The organism is Actinomycetospora sp. (genome assembly GCF_055612215.1).
The window spans coordinates 1-9,541 of record NZ_JBVPVA010000696.1 but is presented as its reverse complement, the minus strand read 5'-3'; the positions used below and the strand labels follow the sequence as shown (position 1 = coordinate 9,541).

Sequence of the window (9,541 nt, the reverse complement as noted above, 5' to 3'; positions counted from 1 at the left end):
CGCGCCGTGGCGGACGCCGGGGCGGCGCTGGCGCTCCTCGGGGAGGCGGGTCACGACCCCGGCCTGCGCTGCCTGGTGCTCAACGCCCGCTTCTGGACGCTGCTGCGCCCCGACCGCTGGCACGAGCTGGACGGCCTCGGCGTCGAACTGCTCGACGCCGCGGAGCGCGCCGGGTCGTGGGGACACCGCGTCGTCGGGCACCACGCCCGCTTCCTGCACGCCTGTTACCGCGTGGACTTCGTCGCCGCCTCCGACCACGCCGCCACCGCCCTGGCCGAGGCCCCCGACGGCCAGCTCGCCTCGACCCTGGGCTGGACGACGATCTTCCGGGCGCTCGAGGCGGTCGTCGCGGGCCGCCACGACGAAGCCGAGGCGATCTACACCGCGGTCGGGGCGGCCCTGGCCGAGCGGGGGCTGGCGAACGCCGGGGCGCTCGCCCTGGTGGGGCTCGTCGGGGTCCGGCACGCGCAGGGCCGGCTCGCGGAACTGGTCGAGCCACTGGCCGCGGAGTACCGGGTCCGCGGCGTGCTCGTCGCCGAGCCGTACGCCGCGGCCCTCGTCGCCGCCGGTCGCCCCGACGAGGCGCGCCGCGTCTGGCGCCCGGACGTGGCCATCAGCCCCGACTGGTGGTGGCTAATGTGGACCGCGCTCCGTGCGGAGACCGCGGCGGCCCTCGGCGACGAGGCCGTGCTGGCGGCGTGCCGGCACGACCTCGCGCCGTGGGAGGGCCACCTCGCCGGGGCGATGAGCGGGACGGCGACGCTGGGACGCATCGGGACGTGGCCTCCGGCCTCATGAGCCCTCGCCCGGGGCTGCTCACGAGCGCGTCAGGGCGCCTGCTTCCCGCCGGTACCGCGGCAGGAGGAGCTTGATGACGAGCAGGAGCGGCTTCGGGGCCGCCGCGGTGAGCTGCGCGTACTCCTCCCGCGTGGCCACCTCGACGATGCGCGGGAGCACCCAGCGCAGTCCCGCCCCGCCCGAGCGGGCCGCATGCTCGACGGTCGTCCAGTCCGCGAGGGGCACGTACCGCAGGATCACGGGGAACACGTCGCGCTCCTCCTCGGCGATGTGCTCGTCGAGCAGGTCGGCGAGGAAGGTCAGGCGCTCGGCCAGTGGTTCGACCCGCCCCCCGGCCGCGGCCACGACGAACGCGTGGCGGATGTCGTCGAGGACGGGGTCGAGGGCGGCGTGGTCGTCGGAGAGCGGCGCGAGGTCGATCTCGGCGCCCGCGTGCCGCTCCAGGATCGGCCAGAGGTGGTCGTCCTCGGTGGCGTGGTGGTGGTGGACGTCCAGGCACAGACCCTCGAGCCAGCGCCCGAAGATCCGCCGTCGGCGGCCGGCGAGCGGGTCGGAGCCGTCGGCCCACGCGGCGGCGAGCCCGGCGTAGCGGCGTGCTTCGCGGCGCATGATGCGGTGGGCCATGCGGATGCCGAGCAGGTCGGCATCACGGGTGGGCGCGGTGGCGGTGGCAGTGGTCATGGCGGACTCCTCGGAGTGACGACGGTGCGTGACGACCACGAGGGTCGCCCACCGCACTTGTCGCTGACTTGGCGGTCACCAGCCCGCCGGTCGTCACCCGTCGCACCGTCAGCGCTCCGCGAGCTCCCGCACCGGGGACCCGGCCGCGAACGCCTCGATGTCCTCGACGGCGTCCGCGTACATCTCGGCGAACGTCTTCTCCGTGACGTACCCGAGGTGGGGGGTCAGGACCGTGCGCGGGGCGGAGCGCCACGGCGAGTCCGCGGGGAGCGGCTCGGTGCCGTAGACGTCGAGGGCCGCGCCGCCGATCGTCCCGGCGTGCAGCGCCTCCAGCAGCGCGTCCTCGTCCACGAGCGGCCCACGCGAGGTGTTCACCAGGATCGCGTGCGCGGTCATCCGCGCGAGGTCCTCGCGCCCGACGATGCCGCGGCTCCCGCGGGAGAGCTTCATGTGGATCGTGACGACGTCGGAGGTCGCGAACAGCTCCTCCTTGTCGACCGGGGTGACGCCGGCCGCGCGGGCGTCGCCGGGGTCGAGGTGCCGGCTCCAGGCCGCCACGTCCATCCCGAACGCCTGCCCGACGGCCGCCACCGGCTTCCCGATCCCGCCGAGGCCGACCACGCCGAGCCGTCGCCCCTTGAGGTCGGCGCCCACGGTCTCCTGCCACCCGCCCTCGCGGATCCGCCGGTCCTCCGCGGGGAGGTGGCGCACCGCCGCGAGGATCAGCGCCCAGGTCATCTCCACGGTCGCGGCGTTGTCCAGCACACCGCCCGTCCCCGACACCGTGATCCCCGCCCGGTGCGCGGCCGCGACGTCGATCGCGGCGTTCGCCGGCCCCGTCGTCACCAGCAGGCGCAGGTTCGGTAGGCGCTCCAGCACCTCGGCGGGGAAGGCGGTGCGCTCGCGCATCACGACGAGCGCGTCGAAGGGCTCCAGCGCGGCCACGACGTCCTCGGGTCCGCCGAGGTGCTCGTGGAACGTCGTGACCTCGGCGCCGAGACCGTCGGTGACGCGGTGCCACTCCGCGCTCCGGCGGGCCACGTGCTGGTAGTCGTCCAGGATCGCGACGCTGCGGACCTCGGGCACGGCGGTCGACCTCCTCGTGGGTGGGGCGTTCGCGTGCCCCGGTCGGAGCCGGTGTGCCCCCGCGGGTGGTCGGGCACACACCCCGACGTGAGCCTCACCCTCGCCCCGCGCGGCCCCCGCCTGCTCGTCTACGCCGAGCGTCCGCGGCGCCGCATGCTGCAGGTGCTCTCCGACCTCGCCGTCGCGGTCTGGGTGGTGCTCGTGGTCAGCGCCGCGATCGCCCTGCACGACCTGGTCCTCGCCCTGCAGGCCGCCGGGCGCGGCCTCACCGACGCCGGGGACCGGGTGAGCGGGGTGTTCGACGGCGCCGCCCGGGCGGCCGGCAGCGTCCCGTTCGTCGGCGACCGCCTCTCCGGCGCCTTCACCCCCGGCACCGACGCGGGGACCGCGATCTCCGACGCCGGGCGCGCCCAGGTCGAGGCGGTGGCGGCGGTCGCGACGGGGCTGGCGTGGCTCGTGGTCGTCGTCGCGGCCTTCCCGGTGCTCGCCACCTGGCTCGCCCTGCGGATCCGCTGGGTCCTGCGGGCCCGGCACGCCCTGGCCGCCCGCGAGCTCGACGTCGACCTGCTCGCCCTGCGCGCGCTCGTCGGCGGCTCCCCCGGCCGGGTCCGTCGCGCCGCCGGGCCGGGCGGCGACGCGGCGGGCGCGTGGCGACGCGGAGATGCCGCAGTGCTCCTCCGGCTGGCCGATGTCGAACTCGGCCGGATGGGCCTGCGCGGCCCGAACGCCGTGACGACCGGCGGAGTGCCGGTCACCCGTCCGGACGTGCCGCGAGACGGGTGACACGGGGGCCGTCACACCCGGAGGTCACCACGACGCCCTACCCTGCACCCGTCCGGAAGGGCAGCTCGGGCTGTGCGGGAGGGTGGGGACGTGGTCACCGTGGGCACCGGCAGGACCACGCGCAGGGCTGGTCATGCCCTCGCGCGTCGCGTGACGGCAGTGCGCACACGGGTCACGGGCTTCGTCGCCCGCCAGTACCTCTCCTGGCGCAGCCGACGCGGCCTCGACCCGATGAGCCTCATCCCGGACTACGCGCTGATGCCGCTGCGCCGTGAGGGCCTCGACCCGGTCCCCGCGCTGCGGGAGTACCGCGAGGACCACCCGGTGCGCGACTTCCCGCTGCCGTTCGGGGTCAAGGCCTGGCTGGTGACCGGGCACGAGGAGGCCCGCGAGGTCCTCGGCCGCACCCGCGGGCTGTCCACCGACTTCGGCCACCTCGTCGGGCGCGCCGGCATCGGCTCGGGGCAGAACCCCGGCGGGCTCGGATTCACCGACCCGCCGGAGCACACCCGGCTGCGGCACCTGCTCACCCCGGAGTTCACCGGCCGACGGCTCTCCCGCCTCGGTCCGCGCATCGCCGCGATCGTCGAGGGCCGCCTCGACGCGATGGCCGAGATCGAGGCGGCGGGCGGGGAGGTCGACCTCGTCCGCGACTTCGCCACGCCCATCCCGTCGCTGACGATCTGCGAGCTGCTCGGCATCCCCTACGAGGAGCGCGACGAGTTCCAGGCGCTCTCGACGGCCCGGTTCGACCTGCTCGCCGGGGCGACGGCCGCCTTCGACAAGATCTCCGAGTCGCTGGTCTACCTGCGCGGCGTCGTCGAGCGGCAGCGGGAGACGCCGGGCGAGGGCCTGCTCGGCATGCTCATCCGCGAGCACGGTGACGAGCTCGACGACGACGAGCTGGCCGAGCTCGCCGACGGGCTGCTCACCGGCGGGCTGGAGACCTCGGCATCGATGCTGGCGCTGGGCTCGGTGCTCGTGCTGCGGGACCCCGAGGTGGCGGCGATGGTGCGCGACGAGCCCGCCTCGGTGCACGGCTTCGTCGAGGAGCTGCTGCGCTACCTCACCGTCGTACAGATCGCGTTCCCGCGCTTCGCGACCGAGGCCATGACGATCGGGGGCGTCGACCTCGCGGAGGGCGACGGCATCCTGGTCTCGCTCTCGGCCGCCGACCGCGACCCGCGGCTCACCCCGGACCCCGAGGTCTTCGACCCGCGCCGCACCCCGACGCCGCACCTGGCCTTCGGCCACGGCATCCACCGCTGCATCGGGGCGGAGCTGGCGCGCATGGAGCTCCGGACGGCCTACCCGGCGCTGCTGCAGCGGTTCCCGAAGATCGCGATGGCCGCCGACGAGCGGACGCTGCCGCTGCGTGCCACGTCGATCGTCTACGGCGTCGACGCGCTCCCGGTGACCTTGGGCTGAGTCCGCCCCCCGTCCCCTTCGTCAGCAACGGCACGATCCTGACGTGTGACGCCAGAACGGCGCCGTTCACTCGTCGAGTGCGCCGGCCCACCCATGCCAGCAACGGCACGATCCTGACATCGGACGCCAGGATGGCGCCGTTCGCCCACTAGGCTGCGCAGCCGTGACCGAGCGACACGTCAGCCGCGACATCGTGGTCGACGCCCCGCCGTCCGCGGTGTTCGCCGTCCTCGCTGACCCCCACGAACACGGCCGGTTCGACGGCTCCGGCACCGTCCGGGACGCCGTCGCGGGCCCGGACCGGCTCGCCCTCGGAGACCGCTTCGGCATGTCGATGCGGCTCGGCGTGCCCTACACGATCAGGAACGAGGTCGTGGAGTTCGTCCAGGACCGCCGCATCGCCTGGCGCCACTTCGGGCACCACCGCTGGCGTTACGAGCTCGAGCCTGCCGGCGAGGGCTCGACGAAGGTCACCGAGACCTTCGACTGGTCGACCTCGCGGATCCCGATGCTGCTCGAGCTGGTCGGCTTCCCGGCGACGAACACCCGCGCCATCGAGGCGACCCTGCCCCGCCTGAAGGCCTACGTCGAGGATCGAGCGGGGGCCTGACGATGCCGTACGCCGAGCTCGACGGGATCTCGCCCTACTTCGAGGAGCACGGGACCGGCGGGGTCCCGCTGCTGCTCGTACCCGGCGGGCACCAGACGATCGACCTGTCCTTCTCCTCGGTGCTCCCGGCCCTGTCCGCACGACGCCGGGTGGTGGCGGTCGAGCAGCAGGGTCACGGTCGGACCGCCGACGTCGACCGGGAGCCGACCCTCGCCGCCCTCGCGGGCGACCTCGTGGGTCTGCTCGACCACCTGGGCCTGGAGCGGGTCGACGCGCTGGGCTTCAGCCTCGGTGGCCTGGCCCTGATGGAGGCGGCGATCCGGTGGCCGGACCGGTTCGCGCGTTTCGTGTTCGCGTCCGGTCACGTCCGCCCCGACGGCTTCCACCCCGACATCACCGACCCGTCCCGCTGGGCCACCTCGACCCGCATGCCCAGCACCGAGGACTTCGCGGCCATGCACCGCGAGCACGCCCGGCTGGCGCCCCCGGGGGGCGCGGGGATGGACGCGTTCATGGCCAAGCTGCAACCGACGATCCAGGGGTTCACCGGCTGGTCCGACGAGGAGCTGGCGCGGATCACGGCGCGCACGCTGGTCATGGTCGGGGACCACGACTTCGTGACGATCGAGCACGCGGCGCTGGAGCTCGAGCTGATCCCGGACGCCCGGCTCGCCGTCGTCCCGGGCGCCACGCACACCGGCCTCATGCACCGCGCCGACGTCGTGCTGCCGATCCTCGAGGACTTCCTCGCCCGCTGAGGCGCTACTCCACCGCCGGCGACGAGGCGTGGGCCCAGTACCGCCGCGGGATCCGACCGGCCCCCCGTGCCAGCCGGCCCGACTCCACGGCCAGCCGCATCGCCGTCGCCATCGCCTCGGGGTCGGACGCGCGCGTCACCGCCGTCGCGAGCAGCACCGCGTCGCAGCCCAGCTCCATCGCCTGCGCCGCCTCGGACGCCGTCCCGATCCCCGCGTCCAGCACCACCGGGACCGGCCGCCCGGACTCCGCCATCGCCGCGACGATCATCTCGATGTTGTGCGGGTTGCGGATGCCCAACCCGGTCCCGATCGGCGAGCCCAGCGGCATCACCGCGGCGCACCCGGCGTCGGCGAGCTTGGCCGCGAGCACCGGGTCGTCGTTCGTGTAGGGCAGCACGGTGAACCCGTCGTCCACGAGCTGCTCGGCGGCGTCGAGGAGCTCGATCGGGTCGGGCAGCAGCGTGCGCTCGTCCGCGACCACCTCGAGCTTGACCAGGTCGGTCCCCAGCGCCTCGCGGGCCAGCCGGGCGGTCAGCACCGCCTCGGCCGCGGTCCGGCACCCCGCCGTGTTCGGCAGCGCCTCGATGCCCAGCCGCTCCAGGAGCGCGAGCACCCCCGGCCCGCCGCCCGCGTCGAGGCGGCGCATGGCCACCGTCGTCAGGGCCGTCCCCGACGCGACGAGCGCGCGCTCGAGCACCGACAGGTTAGCGGCGCCCCCGGTCCCCATGATCAGCCGGGAACCGATCTCCCGGCCGCCGATCACCAGCGGATCGGCGGCCACACCGGCCAGCACGCGCACATCCCCCGTCGCTTCGCTCGCCACGCTCATCGTCACCCTCCCTGCACCGCCGTCAGCACCTCGAGCACGCTGCCCTCGCGCAGCGGGGTCGACGCCCACGCGGCGCGCGGCACGACCTCCCCGGACAGGGCCACCGCGACGCCGCGGTCGGGCACGCCGTGCGCGGCGAGCACGTCGGCGAGGGTGGCGTGGGGCGCGACCTCGGTCACGACGCCGTTGAGCAGCACGGTCACGAGGACACCTCCAGCGTGGCGAGCCGCGACGCCGAGGCCGCGGCCGAGCCGTCCGGCATCGGACGCCCCGTGAGGAGGGCGGCCACGACGTCGGCGGTCAGAGCGGTGAGCAGGATGCCGTTCCGGCCGTGCCCGAAGCAGGCGAGCAGGCCGTCGGGCGTGCCCGGCACGGCGCCGAGCACCGGCAGGTTGTCCGCCGTGCCCGGCCGGAACGAGGCGGCCGACTCCTCGAGGGCGTAGTCGGCGATCCCGGGCAGCACGCGCTCGGTGTCGGCGAGCAGGTCCCGGACGCCGCCGACGGTCACGTCGGCGTCGAACCCGGTCTCGTACTGCGTGGCGCCCAGGACCAGGCGCCCGCCGTCGCGGGGCACCGCGTACACCGCGCGGCCGGCGACGGCCGCGCGCACGGTCCGCGTCGGGGGCGGCAGCGAGCCGGCCCGGGCCCGCACCCGCAGGATCTCGCCCTTGACCGGGCGGACCAGCCCGTCCAGGGACGGGTGCAGGGACGCCGACCACGCGCCCGCCGCGACGACCACGCGCCCCGCGTCGAGCCGCTTCCCCGACGCGAGGTCCACCCCGGACACCGCCCCGTCCGACTCGGTCACCCGGACCACGGGCTCCGTGCGCACGACGACGCCCGCCCGCTCGGCGGCCGCGCGCAGCGCGGCGAGCAGGAGCCGGTTGTCGACGGCGAGGTCGTCGGGCACCGCGAGCCCGGCCCGGACGGCGGGCCCGAGCGCCGGTTCCCGACGCCGGGCCTCGCGGCCGGTCAGGCGCTCGGCGTCGCGTCCCCAGGCACGCAGGTGCTCGATGACGCGGTCCAGGTCCTCCCGGTCGGCGGCGTCGACGACGACCGCGAGCGTCCCGGCCGTCCGCAGCCCCACCGGGCGCCCGGAGGCCTGCTCGACCGCGGCGGCGAAGGCCGGCCAGCGCGCGAGTGACGCGGCGCCCAGCTCGAGCAGCTCCCGCTCCCCGGGCCAGGCCTCGGTGATCGGGGCGAGCATGCCGCCGGCCACCCACGAGGCGCCCGAGCCCGGGTCGGGGTCGACGAGGACGACCTCGCGGGCGGCGTGGTCGCGCGCGGCGACCCAGGCCGCCGTCGTGCCGACGACCCCGGCCCCGACGACGACCACGCGGTCGGTCCGCTCACCCATGGCTTCCCTCCCTGCGCCGGCATGACCCGGATCAGGTTCGACGGTCGGGACCCTGGCGCTGCTGCGCCGTCCCCTCTCAGCCCGGCCGCTCCGGGCTCCCGTGGTGGTGCTCGGAAACCAGCCTACGCGCTAGCGTCGGGCGCGATGACCACCTCGACGGCCGCCCCCTCCGACCTCGGCGCCCGCCGCCGCGACCGGCTCGCCCGCGCCCGGCTCTACGTCTGCACCGACGCCCGCCGTGAGCGCGGCGACCTCGCCGAGTTCGCCGACGCGGCCCTGCGCGGCGGGGTGGACCTGCTGCAGCTGCGGGAGAAGGGGATGGAGGCGCGCGACGAGCTGGCCGCGCTGGAGGTGCTCGCGGACGCCTGCCGCCGCCACGGTGCGCTGCTCGCCGTCAACGACCGCGCCGACGTCGCCCTCGCCGCGGACGCCGACGTGCTGCACCTCGGGCAGGACGACCTGCCGGTCGGGGTCGCGCGCCGCGTCCTCGGCGACGACGTGCTGATCGGGCGGTCCACCCACGACCTCGACCAGGCCCGGGCCGCTGCCGTCGAGCCCGGCGTCGACTACTTCTGCACCGGCCCCTGCTGGCCGACCCCGACCAAGCCGGGCCGCCCGGCGCCGGGCCTCGACCTCGTGCGGGCCACCGCGGCCGACGCCCCGCAGCGGCCCTGGTTCGCGATCGGCGGGATCGACCACGCCCGCCTCGGCGAGGTCGTGGCCGCGGGCGCGACGCGGGCGGTCGTCGTCCGGGCGGTCACCGAGGCCGAGGACCCGGAGGCGGCGGCGCGGTCGCTGGTAGGTGGCCTTCGGCCTCGTGAGCACTAATCCGTGTCATAGGGCGGATTAGTGCTCACGAGCGCGGAGCGCACCTGACTACTGCGGCACCAGCGACGACAGGACGCCGCCGCCCTGCTGCTGCGGCCGGCTGGTGCTCGGCGTCGTGGTCCGCGACGGGTTCGAGCCGGTCTGGCCCTGCTGACCGTTGCTCCCGGAGCGGTCGGTCGTGCGCGTCGTCGCGGTGTCGGAGCTGTCGGGGTCCGCCGTCGAGGGCGCCTCGGTCGTCGTGGTCGCCTCGCCGGTGGTCTGCCCGAACAGCGACCCGACCGACGTCCCCGAGTCCCCGCCCGAGAGCGGGTGCCCGGCGGCCGACTCGACCGCGAAGCTCGCCAGCAGGCCGATCGCGAAGATGCTGGCCGCGACCCCGCCGA

12 protein-coding genes are annotated in these 9,541 nt (G+C 75.8%); 6 read left to right on the top strand and 6 right to left on the bottom strand.

Features of this window, described 5'->3' with window-relative positions; translation table 11 throughout:
- A partial coding sequence (locus tag AC0CYZ_RS19145) for a hypothetical protein (protein ID WP_472218193.1) occupies positions 1-798 on the top strand: 798 nt, incomplete at its 5' end.
- 18 nt (positions 799-816) lie between these two features.
- Here AC0CYZ_RS19145 and AC0CYZ_RS19140 read toward each other — a convergent pair.
- Positions 817-1,479: a hemerythrin domain-containing protein gene (locus tag AC0CYZ_RS19140; RefSeq protein ID WP_472218191.1), complete on the bottom strand. Its 663-nt coding sequence runs from the start codon at positions 1,477-1,479 to the stop codon at positions 817-819.
- Positions 1,480-1,587: 108 nt separating this feature from the next.
- Positions 1,588-2,565 carry a D-2-hydroxyacid dehydrogenase family protein gene (locus tag AC0CYZ_RS19135; protein ID WP_472218189.1) on the bottom strand — a complete coding sequence of 326 codons (978 nt, stop codon included), beginning with the start codon at positions 2,563-2,565 and terminating at the stop codon, positions 1,588-1,590.
- A gap of 87 nt (positions 2,566-2,652) precedes the next feature.
- Between AC0CYZ_RS19135 and AC0CYZ_RS19130 the strand changes: the two genes are divergently transcribed.
- From AC0CYZ_RS19130 to AC0CYZ_RS19115, 4 genes are all read left to right on the top strand, one after another.
- On the top strand, positions 2,653-3,348 hold the full coding sequence (locus AC0CYZ_RS19130; RefSeq protein ID WP_472218187.1) for a hypothetical protein: 696 nt from the start codon (positions 2,653-2,655) through the stop codon (positions 3,346-3,348).
- Between the two features lie 150 nt (positions 3,349-3,498).
- On the top strand, positions 3,499-4,776 hold the full coding sequence (locus AC0CYZ_RS19125) for a cytochrome P450 (protein ID WP_472218185.1): 1,278 nt from the start codon (positions 3,499-3,501) through the stop codon (positions 4,774-4,776).
- A gap of 163 nt (positions 4,777-4,939) precedes the next feature.
- The gene (locus AC0CYZ_RS19120) at positions 4,940-5,386 is read left to right on the top strand and encodes an SRPBCC family protein (protein WP_472218184.1); all 447 of its coding nucleotides are present in this window, start codon (positions 4,940-4,942) and stop codon (positions 5,384-5,386) included.
- Positions 5,387-5,388: 2 nt separating this feature from the next.
- A complete protein-coding gene (locus tag AC0CYZ_RS19115; protein ID WP_472218182.1) occupies positions 5,389-6,144 on the top strand; it encodes an alpha/beta fold hydrolase in 756 nt (251 codons plus the stop codon).
- Between the two features lie 4 nt (positions 6,145-6,148).
- Here AC0CYZ_RS19115 and thiG read toward each other — a convergent pair whose 3' ends face one another.
- From thiG to thiO, 3 genes are read right to left on the bottom strand one after another with little or no spacing between them, the layout of a single operon-like run.
- Positions 6,149-6,973, bottom strand: coding sequence for a thiazole synthase (gene thiG / locus AC0CYZ_RS19110; RefSeq protein WP_472218181.1), 825 nt, complete (start codon positions 6,971-6,973; stop codon positions 6,149-6,151).
- 2 nt (positions 6,974-6,975) lie between these two features.
- A complete protein-coding gene (gene thiS / locus AC0CYZ_RS19105; RefSeq protein ID WP_472218179.1) occupies positions 6,976-7,176 on the bottom strand; it encodes a sulfur carrier protein ThiS in 201 nt (66 codons plus the stop codon).
- Complete coding sequence (thiO, locus tag AC0CYZ_RS19100; RefSeq protein ID WP_472218177.1) at positions 7,173-8,330, bottom strand: glycine oxidase ThiO; 1,158 nt, start codon at positions 8,328-8,330, stop codon at positions 7,173-7,175. The genes thiS and thiO overlap by 4 nt, the downstream gene beginning before the upstream one ends.
- Positions 8,331-8,474: 144 nt before the next feature.
- Between thiO and thiE the strand changes: the two genes are divergently transcribed.
- Entirely contained in the window at positions 8,475-9,158 is a 684-nt protein-coding gene (gene thiE / locus AC0CYZ_RS19095) for a thiamine phosphate synthase (RefSeq protein WP_472218175.1), read from the top strand.
- Between the two features lie 48 nt (positions 9,159-9,206).
- On the opposite strand, the gene AC0CYZ_RS19090 is transcribed toward thiE, so the two are convergent.
- The coding region (locus tag AC0CYZ_RS19090; RefSeq protein ID WP_472218173.1) for a hypothetical protein at positions 9,207-9,541 on the bottom strand (335 nt) is incomplete at its 5' end.

What these genes read in the sequence shown, in the direction of transcription:
- AC0CYZ_RS19140 (WP_472218191.1), bottom strand. Translation starts at nt 1,479, where the DNA reads ATGACCACTGCCACCGCCACCGCGCCCACCCGTGATGCCGACCTGCTC.
- thiE (WP_472218175.1), top strand. Translation starts at nt 8,475, where the DNA reads ATGACCACCTCGACGGCCGCCCCCTCCGACCTCGGCGCCCGCCGCCGC.
- AC0CYZ_RS19115 (WP_472218182.1), top strand. Translation starts at nt 5,389, where the DNA reads ATGCCGTACGCCGAGCTCGACGGGATCTCGCCCTACTTCGAGGAGCAC.
- thiO (WP_472218177.1), bottom strand. Translation starts at nt 8,330, where the DNA reads ATGGGTGAGCGGACCGACCGCGTGGTCGTCGTCGGGGCCGGGGTCGTC.
- thiG (WP_472218181.1), bottom strand. Translation starts at nt 6,973, where the DNA reads ATGAGCGTGGCGAGCGAAGCGACGGGGGATGTGCGCGTGCTGGCCGGT.